The organism is Bacillus sp. TH17, assembly GCF_016651125.1.
Classification (GTDB): domain Bacteria; phylum Bacillota; class Bacilli; order Bacillales; family Bacillaceae_G; genus Bacillus_A; species Bacillus_A mycoides.
Genome location: NZ_JAEKEN010000001.1, coordinates 559270 through 580401 on the forward strand (window position 1 = coordinate 559270; position 21132 = coordinate 580401).

General features: G+C 35.4%; 14 protein-coding genes. 11 read left to right on the forward strand and 3 right to left on the reverse strand.

The window, feature by feature from the left end:
• Positions 1 to 13 precede the first annotated feature (13 nt).
• The 3 genes from alsD (at position 14) to JFT95_RS02750 (ending at position 3228) form a co-directional block, all read left to right on the forward strand.
• Positions 14 to 772 (forward strand): alpha-acetolactate decarboxylase, encoded by a 759-nt coding sequence (alsD, locus tag JFT95_RS02740; RefSeq protein ID WP_201051310.1) that lies wholly within the window; start codon positions 14 to 16, stop codon positions 770 to 772.
• Between the two features lie 217 nt (positions 773 to 989).
• Positions 990 to 2069: a glycosyltransferase gene (locus tag JFT95_RS02745; RefSeq protein ID WP_201051312.1), complete on the forward strand. Its 1080-nt coding sequence runs from the start codon at positions 990 to 992 to the stop codon at positions 2067 to 2069.
• Between the two features lie 49 nt (positions 2070 to 2118).
• Entirely contained in the window at positions 2119 to 3228 is a 1110-nt protein-coding gene (locus JFT95_RS02750) for a glycosyltransferase (RefSeq protein WP_002169077.1), read from the forward strand.
• Between the two features lie 179 nt (positions 3229 to 3407).
• Here the strand turns inward: JFT95_RS02750 and JFT95_RS02755 are convergent, their stop codons facing one another.
• Positions 3408 to 4022, reverse strand: a complete 615-nt coding sequence (locus JFT95_RS02755; protein ID WP_201051314.1) for a DNA-3-methyladenine glycosylase — start codon at positions 4020 to 4022, stop codon at positions 3408 to 3410.
• 134 nt (positions 4023 to 4156) lie between these two features.
• Between JFT95_RS02755 and JFT95_RS02760 the strand changes: the two genes are divergently transcribed.
• Together JFT95_RS02760 and JFT95_RS02765 are read left to right on the forward strand one after the other, a co-directional pair.
• Entirely contained in the window at positions 4157 to 5029 is an 873-nt protein-coding gene (locus tag JFT95_RS02760) for a Cof-type HAD-IIB family hydrolase (protein WP_012260392.1), read from the forward strand.
• A gap of 394 nt (positions 5030 to 5423) precedes the next feature.
• Positions 5424 to 8276, forward strand: a complete 2853-nt coding sequence (locus tag JFT95_RS02765) for a SpaA isopeptide-forming pilin-related protein (RefSeq protein WP_201051315.1) — start codon at positions 5424 to 5426, stop codon at positions 8274 to 8276.
• Between the two features lie 101 nt (positions 8277 to 8377).
• Here JFT95_RS02765 and JFT95_RS02770 read toward each other — a convergent pair whose 3' ends face one another.
• Entirely contained in the window at positions 8378 to 10081 is a 1704-nt protein-coding gene (locus tag JFT95_RS02770; RefSeq protein WP_201051316.1) for an S-layer homology domain-containing protein, read from the reverse strand.
• A 250-nt stretch (positions 10082 to 10331) separates the two neighbouring features.
• Here JFT95_RS02770 and JFT95_RS02775 point away from each other — a divergent pair, with 250 nt between their 5' ends.
• Entirely contained in the window at positions 10332 to 11822 is a 1491-nt protein-coding gene (locus JFT95_RS02775) for a coproporphyrinogen III oxidase (protein WP_201051317.1), read from the forward strand.
• Positions 11823 to 12093: 271 nt separating this feature from the next.
• Complete coding sequence (locus JFT95_RS02780) at positions 12094 to 13650, forward strand: fatty acid--CoA ligase (protein ID WP_201051318.1); 1557 nt, start codon at positions 12094 to 12096, stop codon at positions 13648 to 13650.
• 26 nt (positions 13651 to 13676) lie between these two features.
• Here the strand turns inward: JFT95_RS02780 and JFT95_RS02785 are convergent, their stop codons facing one another.
• Complete coding sequence (locus JFT95_RS02785) at positions 13677 to 14147, reverse strand: hypothetical protein (protein ID WP_201051320.1); 471 nt, start codon at positions 14145 to 14147, stop codon at positions 13677 to 13679.
• A gap of 351 nt (positions 14148 to 14498) precedes the next feature.
• Between JFT95_RS02785 and JFT95_RS02790 the strand changes: the two genes are divergently transcribed.
• The 4 genes from JFT95_RS02790 (at position 14499) to JFT95_RS02805 (ending at position 21066) form a co-directional block, all read left to right on the forward strand.
• Entirely contained in the window at positions 14499 to 15968 is a 1470-nt protein-coding gene (locus JFT95_RS02790; protein ID WP_201051322.1) for a SulP family inorganic anion transporter, read from the forward strand.
• Positions 15969 to 16302: 334 nt separating this feature from the next.
• Positions 16303 to 17823 (forward strand): putative polysaccharide biosynthesis protein, encoded by a 1521-nt coding sequence (locus JFT95_RS02795; RefSeq protein ID WP_201051324.1) that lies wholly within the window; start codon positions 16303 to 16305, stop codon positions 17821 to 17823.
• 143 nt (positions 17824 to 17966) lie between these two features.
• The gene (gene csaB / locus JFT95_RS02800) at positions 17967 to 19055 is read left to right on the forward strand and encodes a polysaccharide pyruvyl transferase CsaB (RefSeq protein ID WP_002087333.1); all 1089 of its coding nucleotides are present in this window, start codon (positions 17967 to 17969) and stop codon (positions 19053 to 19055) included.
• Between the two features lie 148 nt (positions 19056 to 19203).
• Positions 19204 to 21066, forward strand: a complete 1863-nt coding sequence (locus JFT95_RS02805; protein WP_201051326.1) for an S-layer homology domain-containing protein — start codon at positions 19204 to 19206, stop codon at positions 21064 to 21066.
• Positions 21067 to 21132: the final 66 nt, after the last annotated feature.

A 21132-nucleotide genomic window follows, 5' to 3' on the forward strand; every position in this document is an offset into this window, starting at 1 on the left:
GGGCATGAGTGAGATGACTGTTGCGCAATTAATTGATATTGATGCAAAAAGAACGAAAATGAGTAATGAAGTATATCAAACATCTACAATGCTTGCGCTATTAGATGGTATATATGATGGTGTGATTAGCTTTGAGGAATTGAAAGAACGTGGTGATTTTGGCATCGGCACATTTGATCAATTAGATGGTGAAATGATCGCGTTTGATAACGAATTTTACCATTTACGTTCAGATGGCTCCGCAGAAAAAGTAGAGCCAGAGGAAACAACACCGTTTGCGACTGTAACGTTTTTTGAAAAAGAAATGAGTTATACGGTAGAGCATCCGATGAATCGTGAAGAAGTGGAAGCATTATTACATGAGTTAATGCCAAGTAAAAACTTATTTTACGGTATTCGAATGGATGGAACGTTCCGTGAAGTAAGAACGAGAACTGTTCCAAGACAAGAAAAACCGTATACGCCGCTCGTTGAAGTGACGAAATCACAACCGATCTTTTCATTTAAACATACAGAAGGTACGCTAGCTGGATTTTGGACACCAGATTACGCGCAAGGTATTGGTGTAGCTGGTTTCCACTTACATTACATTGATGATGAAAGAAGCGGTGGCGGACATGTTTTCGACTATGTTGTAGAAAACTGTACGATCCAAATTTGTCAAAAAGCTCATATGCATTTAGCACTTCCTGAAACAGCTGATTTTATGGCGGCGGAATTATCAAGAGAAAACTTAGAGAATGATATTGCGACCGCGGAAGGTGCGGAGTAAAAAGGAATCGGAATTATGTATTCTCTATATAAAGAACCGAAGTCTTGTTCAGGCTTCGGTTTTTTTCATTGATTTGCAATCTTCGAGTGAAATTCCCCTATCCAATTTCACTGCACCGCCTCATTATGTTTCTTTTGTAAAATGAAAACTCAATTTTGAAGCAAAAGAAATATAAATTTCTCTCCAAACATATACATCAAAAGGATAGGGGGATATGATGGAAAACTCCATTACTATTAGTTTATGCATGATTGTAAAAGATGAAGAACAAACTATATCAAAATGCTTAGAATCGGTTAAAAGTGTTGTGGATGAAATTATTATTGTAGATACAGGTTCAACAGATGGTACAAAAGAAATTGTGAAGAAGTACGACGCGAAAGTTTATGATTTTCAATGGATTGAAGATTTTTCAGCGGCACGAAATTTTGCGTTTTCTAAAGCTACAAAAGAATATATTCTTTGGCTAGACGCAGATGACATAATAGATACGAAAGATATAAAGAAATTGTTGCAGTTAAAACATACGTTAGATCGTAGTACGGATGCAGTATCTATGAAATATTATTTAACTTTTGATATAGAAGGAAATCCAACACATTCTTTAAGGAGATATCGATTAGTCAACAGAAGTAAAAATTTTCAATGGTATGGATTTGTTCATGAATATTTAGAGGTGTATGGAAATCTTATAAATAGTGACGTAGGGGTAAGTCATAAAAAAGAAAAAGCATATACTAATCGTAATTTGAAAATATATGAAAAACATCTTGAGAGTGGAAAAGAGTTTAGCCCCCGCGATGTGTACTATTATGCAAATGAATGTAAGGATCACAGATTATTTGATAAGGCTGTTAAGGGGTATTCTAGGTTTTTAGATGAAGAAAAGGGTTGGGTTGAAGATAACATTCAAGCATGTTTAAAAAGAGCCGAATGTTATTTAGAATTGGGGGACTTAAAAAAATCTATACAGTCTTGTTTGCAATCATTTACGTATGACACGCCTAGAGGAGAACTTTGTTGCCACTTAGGACGTGTATTTTTGCAACAAGGGGAATATTCTAAAGCGATATATTGGTACCATGCAGCAATTGACGGGCCCAGGCCAAAGGATTCTCCGTTTGTCCGAGAAGAGTGTCATACATGGTTGCCGCATATTCAACTATGTATTTGTTATGATCGAATAAAAGAATATGAAAAGGCAATTTATCATAACGAACAAGCTGCACTGTTCATACCTAATAATCCGAGCATTGAATATAATAGAAAATATTTTGATAGTTTATCGGAAAAATAATATTTAATAATACTAGATATCATTTTGGCTGCTGAGAGGAGTTTGATTCATGCTCACAAGTATAATTATATTGACTCATAATCAATTACAGTATACAAAAGAATGCATCCAAAGTATTAGAACTTATACAGTGGAACAAGAGTATGAGTTAATAGTTGTGGACAATGCGTCAACAGATGGTACTGTAGAATGGTTACAAAAACAATCGGATATTATGCTAGTGGAAAATGCGGAGAATATGGGGTTTCCAAAGGGATGCAATCAGGGGATTAAAGAGGCAAAAGGTGATAATATTCTATTATTAAATAATGATGTGGTCGTAACTGAAAATTGGCTAAGCAACTTAATTCGGTGTTTATATGAAAGTAAGGATACTGGAGCGGTAGGGCCCATAACTAATAATGCCGCTTACTATACTGCTATACCAACTTTTTATAAAGATATTGAAGGAATGCAGAAGTTTGCAACTTTATATAATCAAAGTGATAAAAATAAATGGGAAGAACGTATGAAATTAATCGGATTCTGTATGCTTATAAAAAAATCAGTGTTAGATGAAGTTGGATTATTAGATGAACGATTTACACCGGGGAATTATGAAGATGATGATTTGTCACTAAGAATGTTTGAAAAAGGATATAAACTGTATTTATGTAAAGATACATTTATTCATCACTACGGAAGTGTCTCATGGAAAGAAGATAGTATGAAATTTTCTGTAGTTTTACATGCAAATAATATAAAATTGTATGAAAAATGGGGATTTTATGGTGAAAGTTTATACATTCATTATGATTTACTAGCAATTGTAGATCGATTTGCGCCTGATCAAGTGAATATTCTTCATATAGGAGCTGGATGTGGTGCAACTTTATTAGAAATGAAAAGGCGTTACCCGGCAGTTCCCATATTTGGAGCAGAAATTAATGAAAAAGCAGCAGCTCTTGCAAATAGGGTAGCTCCTACAACTTCTGCTGAGTATGACAAGTTACATGAGGTATTTACAGATGAGAAATTCCAGTACATTTTGTTATCACATCCTATTGAGCCAGCGAAATTACCGCAGGTCATACAATCTATGTCACAACTTTTAACGCCAACAGGAACTTTCATTATGTCGAAATTCAATTTGGATAATTATTATGCATTAAAAAAATAATGCTTTTAAGATTTTCTCTTTGGAGATGAGCTGTATTTGGCAATGTTGGAGGAACAACGGTTTCTTTTATAGAAACAAAACCGAAATCCGAGCCCGGATTTCGGCTTTTCGACGTGTGATGAATTACGAAAAAAGAGCTATCCTATAAGTTGGTTTCACTTACTTATAGGATAGCTTCTTTATTTTGAAACAAACGGATGCTTTTCATAATAAAACCGCCATGGATAGTGAACGGCTTCTTCTGCATAATCAATATTAATACGAGGGCCAGCTATTACGTTATGTGTGGATGATAAATGGTCTTCTTCAGAAACTAATTCAATATGTAACGTATCACTTTGTAATGATACCCCGCGCTCTTCTAAAGTGATTCCGAGCGCGCGGCATAGTTTTCCGGGGCCATTTGTTAAGTTTTTATACTGAGCTTTCGTAATGTCAGTTTTGTTGTAGCGCGCTAGTTTCATGTCTTCGATTCCATCTACAGGTTCAAGGGCACGAATGAGAACTCCTTGCGGGGTGCTGATTGGTGCTGTAATTACGTTAAAGCAATGATACATGCCGTGAATTAAATATACGTAAGCATGTCCTGGTGCGCCGAACATTACTTCTGTTCGATTAGTCCGTCTGCCTCCGTAACTATGAGCGGCCTTATCATCTGGACCTTTGTATGCTTCTACTTCTACAATAATTCCGCTCCGCTTTATGCCGTCTACAATATGAACGAGTTTATGTCCGAGTAACTTCTTTGCGACCACTAACGTATCGCCTTCATAAAAAGAAGGTGGTGCCTGCATTGTACTATCTCCTTTGCCAGTTGTATATGTATATAGTAAACCAAATTTTCAGTAGTAATTCTAACTCGTTCTATTTACTACATTTATTTCATAAATTATGGATAGAGTACAACAGCGAAGAGGGGGAGTGCGACATGATTTATCGCTTACTAGCTCTTAATATAGATGGGACACTACTATACAACAACGGAAAAATCGCAAAAGGGTTACGGGAGACAATTGACTTTGTGAAAAGAAAAGATGTATACGTTACATTGTTTACGAATCGTAATTTTCAATCTGCTCATAAAATAGCGAAGGCGTTAAAATTAGATTCTATATTAGTTACACATGGTGGTGCTTTCGTTTCAGCGACGTTAGATAAGCCGTTCGTTCAAAGGAGATTATCTGAAGAGAAAACCTTTAATATTGTGCAAGTGTTAGAGCATTTTGATTGTAATGTTCGCATTTCTCATGAACGATATTCAATTGGGAATCGTGAGAGAAATACACCAAACTTAATTGCGCGTACTGTATTATCAAGCGCAGATCCATTATTTTATCCGGTTCAATTTGTAGATTCGCTAGGGGATGCACTGCGTGATCATCCAGTAGCTGCACCAAAAATTGATATTGTTTTCCATACGAAAGGTGAAAAAGAAAGAGGGATGAATACGTTAAAAAAGGCATTTCAAGATGTAGAGTACGTCGAGTGTGATGAAAGACATATAGAAATTCTCCCTCAAAATGTATCAAAACTACGTGGTTTACAATTACTTGGGGAGCATTTAAATATTAACCTTAGTGAAATGGTTGCGATTGGAGATAGCGTAGAAGACTTAGAGGTAATTGAAAATGTTGGGCTTGGGGTAGCGATGGGGAACGCTCCTGTAGAATTAAAGCAAGCGGCGGACTGGATTACACGTTCTAATACTGAGAACGGCGTAGAGTACATGATTAAAGAGCATTTTCGTAAGCAATTCCCGCTTCCTTTTTTAAAGAATCATAAACATACACCGAAACGATGAAAGAAAAACGTAGCTTTTTGGCTACGTTTTTTTGTTGAACTTATTAAAATGAATGAAAGCATTTTAAAATGTGAATTGTGTATGAAGTCTATACAATTCACTTGAATACTCTAGGGAAATGTTGTAAAGTGGATGATGTTGCCAAAGTAGTTACACCACGTGAAATATTCTTCAGATTAATTTTATTGGGATCCCGTACGTAAAAACATTTCCGCATGATAGTTTAGTTCATGTATTATTTCAAAAATGAATTGTAGCAATTTTATTAATTAGTTGTAGAATTTCTTTGTTTTATTTAAATGGATTATTTTAAGTTAATGTGAGTAAGACTTGGTACATATAAAATGTGCTTCTTTTTGTGGTTTTAAAAAGTTTAAAAGGGGGAATGAATTTCTTGAGGAAATCATTTAATCAAAAAGTAAAGAAAATAAGTAGTAGTTTAATAGTTGTATTACTAGTATGTATGAATTTTTTAATCCATTTACCATTTAAAGCAGAGGCGGCTACAACAGAATTAAAAGGTTTAGGTGACGTATCTTATTACAACGCCATCATTTTTGGAGATCATAGTGCAACGAGTGCGGATATTGAGGGTGCGATGGCTGTTCAAAAGAACATGAACGCATCAAGTTATACAGTCGTAGCGGCTGCAACTGGAGCAAACAACTTAGCTGGAGCAACATGGAAAGATGAAGGATATCCATCATTATTACTAGGTGGTCAATTTACGAAAGCGGGAGCAGGACAAGTAATCATTCAAGATGGAACAGTGGCGATGACAAAAGATGGTGACCCAGAAGGTGCAATGAAGTCATCTTATGACCGTATCTCTTATAAAGAGCAAGCAGAGATTGATGCCAAGTTCAAAGAATTTAGAAAAGACGTTGATGGTGTAATTGGAGATGCGAGTCAATTACATACTGATAAACCAAAACCTAATATGAGTTTTGGCATCGGAGAGGATGTAAACAATCCTAATATTTATGTTTCTTCAGGCTTAACAGGAAAGAAAACATTTGATGTAAGAGATGTTTATCTTCCGAATGTAAATAACAAAGACTTTATTGTTATTTATTCAGACGCAGAAGAAGTGAATTTTGGTAGCGGTGCAATTTTGTACGATACGAAAAATACTGGGATGGCAACAGACTTAATTAATACATCACAAGCATATGATCCTAATTCACCTTTTACTGAGTTAGCTAGTAAAGTAATTTGGGCGTTTCCGAATGCTACAAAAATATCAACAAAAGGATATGGCGTAGTAGGAAGTGTATTTGCTCCAAATGCTGTTGTAGAGACAAAGGGTGGTTCTATTAATGGACAAGCCTATGTTGGGGGATTACACCAAAGAGATGGGTTTGAGGTTCACAATTTTAAATTTAACTGGCCGAAATGGAAAAATCCATCAGTTGAAAAAGGAAATTTACAAATTAAAAAAGTTGATGCAAACGATGAAAACATTGTTTTAAAAGATGCAAAATTTGATGTTATAGACAAAGACAATAATGTTGTAGCTACTGTTACAACGAATGAAAAGGGTATTGCTGAAGTCAAGGATTTACCACTTGGTGACTATTTTGTAAAAGAAATAAGTGCACCAGAAGGATATATAAAAGTTGATACACCAGTAAAAGTAACAACTAATGGTACAAACGTAATTGAAATTGTTATGAAGAATACGAAAAAAGTAGAGAATGGTCAATTTAAATTGTTGAAAAAAGATAGTGAATCTGGTCAACTTCTACCAGGTGCAAAATTTGATGTTATAGATAAAGATGGAAATGTTGTTGAAACAATTATTACAGATGGTAAAGGTGCAGCTTTATCAAAACAACTTCCAGTTGGAACATATACATTAAAAGAAGTTGAAGCACCAAAAGGTTATGAGATATCATCTAGCTCAGTTCGTGTTGATGTAGAGGCTAATAAAGTAGTTACTGTAGATGTGTTGAATAAAAAGATCGTTGAAAAAGTAACAGGTCAATTTGAAATCGTAAAAGTAGATGCGAAAGATAAAACGAAGCTACTATCGGACGCAGAGTTTGAAGTGTATAAGGATGGTAAAAAAATAGATACATTACGAACAGATAAAACAGGTAAAGTAATCTCTAAGAAATTAGAACCAGGAAAATATACATTAAAAGAAACGAAAGCACCACAAGGATATAAGTTGTTAAAAGAAGAAATTGAAGTCGTTGTGGAAGCAAACAAAGTAGTACAAGTACAAGTAGAAAATGCGAAAGAACTAGGAAGCTTACAAGTAATCAAAAAGGATGCAGAGAGTGGAAAAGTTCTAGAAGGCGCAGAATTCAGACTGAAAAACGAAAATGGTCAAGTAGTTGGAGCAGCGAAAACAACGAATAAAGATGGTGTTGTGACATTCGAAAACTTAGTGCCAGGTAAGTATACGTTAGAAGAAACGAAAGCGCCAGAAGGCTACAAAGCGGTAGAAGTTACAGTAAAAGTAAATGTTGTAGCAAATGAAGTAGCAAAACAAGAAGTATTGAATGAAAAAGTGAAAGAAAAAATCACAGGTCAAGTAGAAATTACAAAGATAGATGCTAATGATACAGATAAACAATTAGAAGGTGCAGTGTTTGAAATTCTGAAAGATGGAATAAAAATAGACACATTAACATCAGATAAAAATGGTAAAGCAACTTCGAAGAAACTGGAACCAGGAGATTACGTTTTAAAAGAAGTCCAGGCTCCAGAAGGATATAATTTATCTGATAAGGGAATTGAATTTACGATTTCTAATGAGAAAGTAGAAGTTATAAAGCTTCAAATTACCAATGAAAAAGAAACAGGAAAAGGTCCAGAGAAACCAGGTGGAGAGACAGAAACACCAGGTGGAGAGACAGAAAAGCCAGGTGAAGGAACAGAAAAGCCAGGTGAAGGAACAGAAACACCAGGTGGAGAAACAGAAACACCAGGTGAAGGAACAGAAAAGCCAGGTGAAGGAATAGAAAAGCCAGGTGAAGGAACAGAAACACCAGGTGGAGGAATAGAAAAACCAGGTGGGGAAACAGGAACACCAGGTGAAGGAATAGAAAAGCCAGGTGAAGGAACAGAAAGCCCAGGCGAAGAAGTAGAAAAGCCTAACTTACCAGAAAAAGAACAAGGTGGTTCTAATAATCAAAAACTTCCAGCTACAGGGCATAATACGGATTACCTTCCATTTATAGGTGTAATTCTGGTGTTATTAGGAATACGTTTAAGATTTATGACTAAAAATAGTTAATAGATGTATAAAAGGCAAAAGAGATAATATTATCTCTTTTGCCTTTTAGGTTAATACAGAAGGATTAAAGTAAAAACATCTATATTTAGTTATAAATGTTTTTAAGCTTCAATCACGTTAAGCATTCTGTTTATAAATGCAGCTGCGTGAGCACGTTGTGATGGTCCTTTTGGTACGAATTGATTAAATTCGTTACCTTTTACAATTCCATATCCATACACTCTTTGTACTTCTTCTTTAGCGTAAATTAAGTTTTGGTCTACGAATGGTAGTTCAACTGGTTTTGCGAAAATACCAGCGTGTTTTAGAGAACGATCAATCATAATAACAGCTTCTTCGCGTGTAATTGTAGTATTTGGATCAAAGGTATTATCACCACGTCCGCGGATTATGCCTGCGTTTGCTGCACGATTAATACCGTCTCTTAAAGATGGATGTACTTGTTCTAAGTCTGTGAAATTAGCATTTCCACTTGGTAATTGTAAAGCACGAGTAATTAATGTAGCAAATTCAGCACGCGTTACAAGACGTTCTGGGAAGTACTTGCCGTTCCCTTCTCCTTGCATAATGCCTCTAGCTGCTAATTGACGAATGTCTTGTTCATACCATCCACCTGTAATGTCATCAGTTATTGGATCTTTTCGGTTTTCCTTATAGTATGTTTCAGTTCCTTTTAAGAAAGCATCCCATTGTCCGCGTTGAATCATATACGCAGGGCAATTTTTTCCTGACCAAAATTGGTGTTTTTGGACCTTATCTAGAGAAATATTTAATTCGTTCATTAAATAAGCTGCTAATTTACGGGCATTCTCTACCGCTTTTTCATAGTTTCCATCTTGATTAACGGCAATTTCAATTCCGATAGATTCATAGTTTCCAGTTTTATTTCCAGCATGCCATCCAACTTCATTTACTGGAAGATGTTGATAAATTTCTTTATCATCTACTGTGAAATGCCAAGATGCGGCGCGATCAGCTGTTCCGCGTGCTTGACTATCTAAGAATTTTGCGTGATTTAGAGCATTGGCACCTTTCGCTGGATTAGCCGTTTCGTGAATCGTAATATATTTAGGGACCATCGCGTAGCCAGGGCGAATATCGTCATTTCCTTTTGGGACAATCATTTCTTTAAATGTAACGCCATAAATATTGTTTGTTTGTAGAGTAGCTGGAGCTCTCAATAAACTACTTTTAGCAGAACGACCGTTTTTTAATAATGAAGCTTTTGTACCTTCAAATGTAGCAGAAGGTGCATAAATCCATTTTGATGTTTCATTTATTTGGACTTTAAACCAATTTCCTGCTTGTTCAGTAGGAATAATTACTTGAGGCTGTAGTTTACCCTCTTCTTTAAACGTTTGGAATGGTAATGAATGTATGGAAGCTTCTTCTTTCACAATTAATTTTTGATTAGATAGTTTATGAATCTCTTGAACTTCTAAGCTATTATCATTGTTATTTATCCACCCAGCGCCAGCTGGAGTTGTTATGTAGTATGCATTCCCTTTTTTCTTTGTCGCCGTTACGACTTGTTCTGTAATCTCGATATTCGATTTGTTTTTTAAATCATTCGCGGTATATAATGAATGTTTTTTTGATGTGTATAGTAGGAATTGGCCAGTAACCTCGATATCTTCTTCATGAGTACTATGCTCTTTCACATGCTCTTTGATACTTTTAAAAACTTGATCCTCCGTATATACTTCGGCGGATTTTTCAGCACTCTCTGCAAATGAATAAGTAGGTGCAAGAACAGTTTGTAATGCAAGAGAGAGAGTTAAAACACTATAAAATTTCTTTTTCATATTTTTTTTAACACATTAGATTATGGAATCTAGTGTTAACATTCCTCCTTTATATATTGTATTTTCACTATGTATAGATTTTCGTACTAATAAATTTTAACAAGAGAAAATCATGATGTCTATATACATGAGCGATATTCATAAAAAGAATTATTTGAAAAAATGTAAGAGAAACAGGTAAAACCTTCTGTATTGACCTTCAAACGCCCTTCAAGTAAACTAAAGAGAGTTTGCAAATGAAAAGGTGATAATGTTGTTAATTTCAATTAAAACGTTACAAGATGATCGTTTTTTACGTCCGCTACAAAATATTGGCGGTTTATTTTTTGAAGAGAGCACGATAGGGTTTGAGAAAGAAGAAGCAAATCTTATCGTTGATATACAGATAGAAGGTAATGTGACAGCATCGGCTCGTTTAACAGATGTTGCAACCGGAAATGTATATGAAGAAACATTCGCAAAAGATTTATCTGCTTTCACAGAAGAAAAAGAACGTATGAAGCAAGTGAAACATGTTGTTTCTTACGTATATCTTTCTGTACTTCAACAGCTAACTGGACTTGAACAGAGCTGGGGAATATTAACTGGGGTACGCCCAACGAAACTTCTTCACAAACTGCTTCAAAATGGTATGTCAAAAGAAGAAGCGCATAAAGAACTTCGTGAAAGTTATTTAATTCATGAAGAGAAAATTGAACTTCTTCAGCGTATTGTTGATTGCCAATTAGCGGTTGTTCCGGATTTATACCGTTTGAAAGAAGAAGTAAGTATTTACATCGGTATTCCGTTTTGTCCTACAAAATGTGCGTACTGTACGTTCCCAGCTTATGCAATTAACGGACGCCAAGGATCAGTTGATTCGTTCTTAGGCGGGTTACATTATGAAGTTCGTGAAATTGGTAAGTTTTTAAAAGAAAAAGGTGTTACAGTTACGACGATTTATTACGGCGGCGGTACACCGACGAGTATTACAGCAGAAGAGATGGATATGTTGTATGAAGAAATGTACCAAGCTTTCCCTGATGTGAAAGATGTACGTGAAGTAACAGTTGAGGCAGGTCGCCCAGATACAATCACACCAGCAAAGCTAGAAGTGTTAAATAAATGGAACATTGACCGTATTAGTATTAATCCGCAGTCATACCATCAAGAGACACTAAAGGCAATTGGACGTCATCACACTGTAGAAGAAACGATTGAGAAGTATCATTTAGCACGTGAAATGGGAATGAACAATATTAATATGGATTTAATTATTGGTCTTCCTGGTGAAGGATTAGACATCTTCAAGCATACGTTAGATGAAACAGAAAAGTTAATGCCAGAATCGTTAACAGTTCATACGTTATCATTTAAACGTGCTTCTGAAATGACGCAAAACAAACGTAAATATAAAGTAGCAGGTCGCGAAGAAATTACTGCGATGATGCATGAGGCGGAAAAGTGGACGAAGAACCATAATTACGTACCATACTATTTATATCGTCAAAAAAATATTTTAGGTAACTTAGAAAACGTTGGGTATGCAATACCGACGCAAGAAAGTATCTACAATATTGTTATTATGGAAGAAGTACAATCGATTATCGGACTTGGTTGCGGGGCATCAAGTAAATTTGTTCACCCACAAACAGGAGCAATTACACACTTTGCGAATCCGAAAGATCCGAAATCATATAACGATGGCTTCGTGAAATATACAGAAGATAAACTGAAAATTTTAGAAGAGCTATTCGTGTAAGAAGAAGGGGGTTGTTCCGGTTTGGAACAGCCTCTTTTTATATTGTCAGTTTTTGTCGGTAAGTCGATATATTCGAAAAATAGCTGATATAAATTGAGTTGCGTTCGATATATTCAAAAAATCGCCGATATAATTTCATTTACCATCAAACGGTCTATATGTAAAACTATGTCGATAATAATCAGAAAAATTAGTCAGATTATTAGAGGACAATGTCTACTTATAGACGAAATGATAGATTTATGAAAGAGAAAAGGGGGAAATTGTTGGCATGTACATGACGATAGGGAGAATTTTTGATTTGGCAGTTGGCAAATATCCGAATAAAGAGGCGTTAGTAGAACCAGAAAAAAATATTCGTTGGACATATAAACAGTGGGATGAGCAAATAAATAAAACGGCGCAAGCTCTATTGAAAGAAGGAGTAAGAAAGGGAGATTGTGTATCTGTTTACCTATATAACTGTCGTGAATTTGTAAACGTTTACTTAGCCTGTGCGAAAATTGGCGCGATCTTCAATCCAATTAATTTCCGCTTAAAAGCAAAAGAATTATCGTATATCCTCCAAGATGCAGCCTCGAAAGTAGTTGTCTTTGAAAAAGCAGTCGAATCAACAGTTACTATGATTGAACGAGATTTTCCAAATTCGTCTTTTTGGTACGTGGAAGACGATGCACCTTCCTATGCTAGTTCTTACCATGAAAAAGTAAATGAAGCATCAGCTGAGAAAGTAGATATTGTAGTCGATGAAATGGATTTTTGTTCTATGCTTTATACGAGCGGAACGACGGGTCATCCGAAAGGCGTACTACATCGCCATCGTGATATGGCTGAGCATAGTATGATTTGTACGTATTTCATAAAATATAACAGGGATAGCGCCGGGCTTGTGGTAGCACCTTTATATCATTGCGGCGAGTTAAATGCTGGAATCATACCGCGCATTCAAGTTGGCGGAAAGAATGTTATTATACATCATTTTGATACGGATAGAGTATTACATACCATTCAAGAAGAGAAGATTACGACGTTTTTTGCAGCACCGACGATGTGGAATATGTTACTGCAAAAAGATCTAACTAAGTATGATTTAACTTCAATGAAAATCGGTGTATACGGTGGAGCTGCAATGGCACCGGCGCTAGTGAAGGAATGTAAAGAGCGCCTTTATATTGATCTTGTTCAAATTTACGGAATGACAGAAATGGGACCAGTTGTTGCGTTTCTCGTAGAAGAAGATCAAATTACGAAAGCAGGTTCAGCAGGAACACCGTGCTTTAGCCATGAAATTCGAATTGTGAAACCGAACGAAGATGGACCAGCAGAGCCAGATGATACGTTGCCTCCTTATGAAGTAGGGGAAATTATTTTGCGCGGTCCAACTATGATGGCTGGTTATCATAATAGAGAAGAAGCAAATGCAAAATCGATGTATAAAGGCTGGTATCATTCTGGTGATTTAGGATACTTCGATAAAGACGGTTATTTATTCGTTGCAGACCGCGTTGATGATATGGTAATTAGCGGTGGCGTAAATATTTATCCTCGCGAAATTGAAGATTTCCTTCATAGTCACCCTGGTGTATTAGATGTTGCGGTACTTGGTGAGCCCGATGAACTATGGGGAGAGCGTGTCGTTGCGGTTGTTGTAAAGAAAGATGAAGCGATTACAGAAGAAGATTTGGAAATATATTGTAAAGAAAGTGATGAATTAGCAGACTATAAACGTCCGCGTCATTACTTATTTGTAGATGAACTTCCACGTAATGCGAGCGGGAAGTTGCAGAAGTTTGTGCTGAGGGAGTCGTTAAAAGGGGCAAAAAAATAGAAAGTGGGGACACCCACTTTCTATTTTTATTTACGTGAAAATCCTTCTTCATCAAGGTATTCCGCAGCTTCTGGATAAGAGTTGAATGTACCGTCTAAGTTTACGCCAGCGTAAACGTTCCACATGTCATCCTCTTGAATAAGAGTTAGGACATGACCGTCTTCGTTACGCCATTCTTCTTCCGCAGCAGGTTCCATTGGTGCTACAATTTCCTCTTGCTCCTGTGATAGACGTTCAATTACTTTTTCAATTAATGAACGCAGTTCTTCTTCTGAAAACTCACGGATGTTAATCATGCCTTTATCATCTGTTTTATAACCTTTAATGAAATTTGCATATACAAATCCGTTTCCATTTGGGTGTAAATGATATACAACGTTCTTTTTATCTAAACGACTTTCTTCAAAGTGGAAGTTTACACGTTTTAATGATACGTTCTTTCTTTCTAGTTCTGGGAAAGATTCAATAATCGATAATTTTTCTTCAAAAGTTAGCATAGTGCCTCCAAGTATATAGTAAAAGATTTAATTTGTTCATTATAGCATAGTTGTAATTGTTTCCAAAGGTAAGGGGGAAACTTTTATTTGGATGCGTTTACTTCACGATACTGTAAAGAGTTTCTTATAAACAGGCTAACGGATGAGTATTTTTAGGTGTACAATGGAACGTGGACTTTATCCCGCATTAACGGGCAGTAAGACCCCCACCTCAAATTTCGGCGAATGCGAGGAAGTTAGGTGGGAGATCAACTGCCCGTAAACGCCCGATTGGTGCGGGCTAATAATCAGTGGGGATGAAAAAACTCCCCACTGATTAAAGTTTCACTTTATATGAAGGTGGTTATTTATATGTTTCAAAAAATAGCAAAGGAATGTTTAGCAGGATTTACTGTTGCGATTGTTGCGTTGCCGCTAGCAATTGCATTTGGTATTGCCGCGACAGGGACGTCTGAGGGAGCACTTGTTGGATTGTATGGTGCGATTTTTGCAGGTTTATTCGCAGCGTTATTTAGCGGGACACCTGGGCAAGTAACGGGGCCAACTGGACCAATTACTGTTATCGCAACAGGAGTTATTGCGACGCACGGCTTAGAGGCAAGTTTTATTGCCTTTATGATGGCAGGGTTATTTCAAATTTTATTCGGTGTATGTAAGCTCGGTTCTTACGTTCGATATATTCCGTATCCTGTCGTTTCAGGATTTATGAATGGTATTGCATTAATCATTATTTTAGGTGAAATAAAGCACGTACAAAATAGTTTTCTACTTGTTGTGTTAACGATTATTGTAATGATTGTTTCTGGCAAATGGATTAAGGCGATTCCGTCTAGTTTAGTAGCACTAGTCGGTGTGACAGCTTTGCTTCCTTTATTTTCTTCTCTACTCGAAGGACTTACAGTAAAGTTACCGATTATCGGAAATCTTTCATTAAACAAAGTAATTGAAAAGATTGGAACCATTCCAGAAGCGATGCCTACGCTTCATATTCCATCTTTAAGTGGAACAGGAATAGCAACACTTATTTTACCAGCGCTTAGTATTGCTTTATTAGGATCGATTGACTCGTTGTTAACATCGGTCGTAATGGATAATGTGACAGGTACACGTCATAAAAGTAATAAAGAGCTCATTGGACAAGGTATCGGTAATATGATGAGCGGATTGTTTGGTGGATTAGCAGGTGCAGGTGCGACTGTAAGGTCTATCGTGAATATAAGAAGTGGTGGTAAAACAGCACTTTCGGCATGTATGCATAGTGTTATATTATTTATTTTTATTATGGGTCTTGGTTCGGTCGTACAATACATTCCGCTTGCTGTATTATCAGGTATTTTAATTTTAACTGGTATTGGAATGTTCGATTGGGAAAGCATGAAAAAGATGCATGTCGCTCCTAAAGGTGATGTCGTTGTTATGCTCGTAACGATGATTGTAACGGTGAAGTTCGATTTAATGATTGCTGTTGCATTCGGTATTATTCTTTCGTTCATCATATATATGGTGAAGTGTAAAGAACGTAAAACTTCTATCGTAAAAGAAAGAGAAGAAACGTACACGATTCAAGGGCCGCTCTCTTTCCTATCAGTAGATCGTATTTTCTCTACTTTACAAGATGTGAAGTCACCGGTTGTTTTACGTATGAAAGATGTGCGTTATATGGATGTATCAGGAGCTATGGCATTATTAAATTTTGTTGAGCAATCAAATAAAGTAGGAGCAAGTGTAAAGCTTGAGCAAGTACATCCGAGTATTGAAAAAACAATCGTAGTAATGGCGAACGATGAACAGAAAGAGCAATTGAAAATCTTAAGTGTTTAGATGGTAATTAGAATATCTCACAATCTTACATACATTATAATGTAGAGTTGTGGGATATTCTTATAATGTTTTTAGTAATATGTATCGCATTGATAGAGAAGAAGAGCTTTTTTGAGTAACAGAAACAGTGATAATATGTACATATATAATGGAAATAATCAGAAAATTAATTGTGGAGAAATAGGCGTGAACTGGTTCTCTTTTCTATTTTGAAAAAAAAACCAAGTATTCAACCTATAATAAATTTGTTATGATAATCAATGGGATAAAGTGAATCCCTATCGTTTAAAACAATATGTTTGAGAGTATATGTATAAAAGAAAAGAGAAAAAATATGAATAAAACATTTGTAAAAGGAGCAGCAATTTTAACCATTACAACTTTTTTGTCGAAATTGCTTGGTAGTTTTTTTCAAATTCCATTACAAAATATTGCAGGAGATGAAGTGCTCGGTATTTTCCGCCTTGTTTTTCCTGTATATATGATTGCTCTTACATTATCGGTAGCCGGAGTTCCGCTTGCAATTTCGAAATTAATTGCAGAGTTGAACGAAAAAAATAAGCAAAAGGAAATTGCGAAATTATTTAAATCAGCGTCAATTATAGGGATAGCATTTGGCGTTTTCGGCTGTTTAGTCATTGTATTATTTTCTATTGAAATTGCAAATATGCTTGGTGGACAAGAAACTAGAATGCCGTTGCTTATTACTTCATTAGCATTACTCATTGCGCCATACATGGCGGTTTATAGAGGGTATTTTCAAGGTTTCGGTGATATGAAACCAACAGGGGTATCACAAGTCATTGAGCAATTTGTACGTGTGTTTTTTATGCTAATAATTGCTTACATACTAGTATCATGGGATAAGAGTAATACTGTTATTACTAGTGGTGCGATGGTTGGCTCTTTTCTTGGAGTCATTAGTTCGCTTATATATTTGCGTATAAAATATAATAGAAGTCCATACTACAATAAAAGCAATTCCTATTCGCTCCGAGATTTAAGAGAACACGGCAAAAAGATATTGCGGGTATCGATCCCAATCGCTATCGGAGCTTTATCAATGCCACTTTTAAATTTAGTAGACTCGCTTACAATACCGCATGTATTACAAGGATCATCAACAGAAATTCAAGAACAATTTGGAATATACAGTCGCGGTTTTGCATTCACGCAAATAATTGTTATTTTTGCAAGTGCAATTGTATTTCCGTTAATACCACTCTTAACTTCCGCATTGGCCAAAAGAGATATAAATTTGGCGAAAATAACAATTCAAAATACAAATCGACTAGCGCATGTTTTGACAGCACCGTTAACAATATGGTTGATGGCATTAACAGTACCGTTAAATATCGGATTGTTCACAGACGTAAAAGGCAGTAGTATGTTAACAGTTATGATTGGCAGTTCGTATTTTACTGCGGTTATGGTATTATCAATAGGTGTTTTACAGGGGATTAATCGTTCTGCACAAGCTGCATGGATTGTTATTGGCGCGAGTTTTGTGAAAGTCGTGTTAAACATGATGTTAGTGCAGGAGTTTGGCATAGATGGAGCGGCGTATAGTACATTAATTACTTACGTATTGATTTGTATTGTAAATTATTTGTATATTCGAAGCTACATTGCCTATCCTATTCATTTAAAAAGCTTTTTTGGTGTGCTAGGAATAGCATGTATTTTGGGACTAGGATTGTATGAACTGTGTAATGTGATAGATGTTACATCTTCAAGAATTATGACGTTATTATTCAGTGGTATAGCATTAAGTATTACAACCATTTTGTATGGTGTATGTGCTTTGAAATTAAAATGGATATCAATAAAAAAAATACCATTTTTGAAAAGATAAATATAGAAATTTAATTTTTTATTAAAATTCATATGAGCTGATAAAGAGGAAACTATGTAGGGTATCAAGTGTTTAGGTAAGGAATGGGTACCAGTTTATGTTAAATGAGATAAACGGTTACCTAGTTTTGGAGGAGATTTAGGGTGCGTTTAGTCTTATCAGGATATTATGGTTTTTATAATGTTGGAGACGAGGCGATTCTACAATCAATTATTGAATCGTTAAGTAAAGAGAACCCGGATATAGAACTAGTAGTACTATCAAATGATTCTAAATATACAAAGGAAATGTATGGTGTAGAATCGGTAGATCGCTGGAATATAAAAGCTGTTTATCATGCGATTAAAAACAGTGATGGAGTTATTAGCGGTGGCGGGAGCCTTCTTCAAGATCAGACAAGTACGAAGAGTATTCTATATTATACGGGTATTATGGGACTCGCCCGATTATTAAAAAAGCCGTATTATATTTATTCACAAGGAATAGGGCCAATTACAAAAGGATATAATCGTCTATTAGTAAAATGGAACTTGTCAAAAGCTTCCTATGTATCAGTTCGAGATGAGGATTCGTTTTTATATTTAAAAGGACTTGGTATAAAAAACGATATTGAAATTGTTCCAGACCCTGTTTTAACATGGAAACGAACAAAACAATCGGATTGGTTGCAAAAGCATTCGATACATGGAAAAGTAATCGCGGTTAGTGTACGTTATTGGCATGCAAAAGAAGATTATATAAAAAAATTAGCTATGGCATTAAAAAAATTAAAGCAAGAAGGATACCAAATTTTATTTGTTCCAATGCATGAGCCATTTGATCAAAAAGCTTCGCGTGAAGTAATAGAATTAATGGGAGAAGAGACGTATATGCTTCCATATAAAATGGATATCGACGAGAAAATATTCATTTTATCACAATGTTCATTACTAATTGGTATGCGTCTTCATGCACTTGTTTTTTCTGCAGTAGCCAAAACTCCAATGGTCGGGATTTCGTACGATCCGAAAATTGATTCGTTTTTAAGTCAAGTGAATCAGCCAGTTATAGGAAGTGTGGATGGCGAATGGAGTGCTGAGTATTTATATGAACTTGCAAAAAAGCAATTAATGCAACAAGGAACTGTGCAGCAAGAGTTACAATTAACAATAGATGAACTTCGGTTGCAAGGCAAACAGGCAACAAAGAAACTCATTGATCATATGGAAAAAGACACTTTATTAAAAAAGTAAAGTGTCTTTTATTTTGTTTTTTAATTTAATGAAAATTCTAATTATAAAAACGTTTTATGTTAATTTCTATTTATTATGCTAAAATGATTGCGATTATTATATAATCAAATTTGTGATAATAAATTCGTAGATTACGAGGAGGATAACCTTGAAGACTTTTTCAAAAGGTATAACAGCAGTGGCATTAACGGGATCATTACTTTTAACTCCTATTTCAAGTTATGCGGCAAATGATGATATTACAGGACATATGTTTGAGACGCATATGCGTTCACTTATTACTAAAGGAGTTTTAATGGGGTATGGTGAGAATGTATATGCGCCTGATAAACTAGTAACAAGAGCAGAGTTTGCTACATTCATAGCAAGGGCTTTAAATTTACCGAAAGCTGATTCGAATTTCGAGGATGTGCCGAAGACTTACGGTTTATATGATGGTGTAAGTAGAGCATATGGAGCGAAAATTATTAATGGTCGTACTAACGAGACATTCTCACCAAATGATGTGATTACACGTGAAGAAATGTCGATAATGGTAAAGCGAGCGTTAGACTATAAAAATATTAAAATAGCTGTAAGTCCGCTTACCTTTACTGATAAAGATAGTATTAACTATAAAGAGCATGTACAAGTTATGGTGGCTACTCAAATTATTAAGGGGTATCCAGAAGATAATACATTTAGACCACATTTATCAGCTACAAGAGGTATGGCTTCAGCTATGTTGGATCGCATGCTTCAGACAATTGAAAAAAACGGAAATAGCAATCCTGTAGAAACTAAGAAATATGTCGTGATAAATGTAAGAGAAAACGGAACAGAGCAAGAAGTAGAGCGCTATAATACGTATAAAGAAGCGGTTACGGCTGCTCAAAATAAAGGTATGAGTGCGGTGAAATACGAGAACGAATTTTTATGGATTAAAGATGGTTTTGCAAGTGCGAAGAGAATAACTGGGCAAAATATTATTAATATTTATGACGAGAAATTGTCAGCAGTATATACATATATTCAGTATGGAACAGAATTGAAAGTGTTAGAAATTGGCGAAGATCGTGTGAAAGTTCAAGTTTCTGGTTTGACAGGTTATGTGAAGAAGAATGAAATCACTTTAATTCCTACAAATGAAATGAAACAGTCTTCTTATTATGTGAAATCAGATGGATATTTATACCATAAATATTATACATATAATACAAGCTCACCTGGATATACAGAATTTAGATATGGTGTGGCACCTTCTTTCATGAAGCAAGGACAGCAAATGTATAGTGTAGATGGAAAGACGTTTGGAAATGAAACTTTCTATCAATATTTCAATTATTTATCATTGCGTTCTAAAACAGACTATACAGCTGAACAATTAGATAGTTATGTGAAATCGATTAAGCCAGACTCTCCATTAATTGGTTTAGGAAAGAAATTTAAAGAAGTAGAAAGCAAGAATAATGTAAATGCATTATTCTTATATTCATTAGCAATTCATGAAAGTTATTATGGAACAAGCGCTCTTGCAAAAGACAAAAATAATTTATTTGGTTTAAAAGCAACAGACGATAGTCCATATGGTAACGGGGAAGCATTTAATTCAAAAGAAGATTGTATTGAACATGCAGCAAAAGTATACATGAATGAAGGATATTTAAATCCAGGACATTGGCGTTATACAGCAACATATACAGGTGATAAAGCTGCTGGTTTAAATGCGAAATATGCATCTGATGCGAATTGGGGTAAAAAAGTAGCGGGGCATATGAATCGTTTTGATTCTTATTTAGGTAAAAAAGAATACAACAAGTATAAACTTGCACGTGTGATGAATGATGTGGAAGTGAAAAAGGATCCGCATAGATCAAATGAACGACTTTATCGCTTAACTACAAATAAAGTTGTAACAGTTACAGGTGAAGAAACGATAAATGGACAAGTGTGGGTTAAAATTATTTCTGATAATCCTGCTGTAAATGAAGCATATATCGCAAAAGAAAACTTAGAATACGTAACACACTAATTAAATATAAAAGAGAAAAACTGTTTATCTAGATGCGTTTATAAAAAAGGTGCTCCAAAAGCCAGC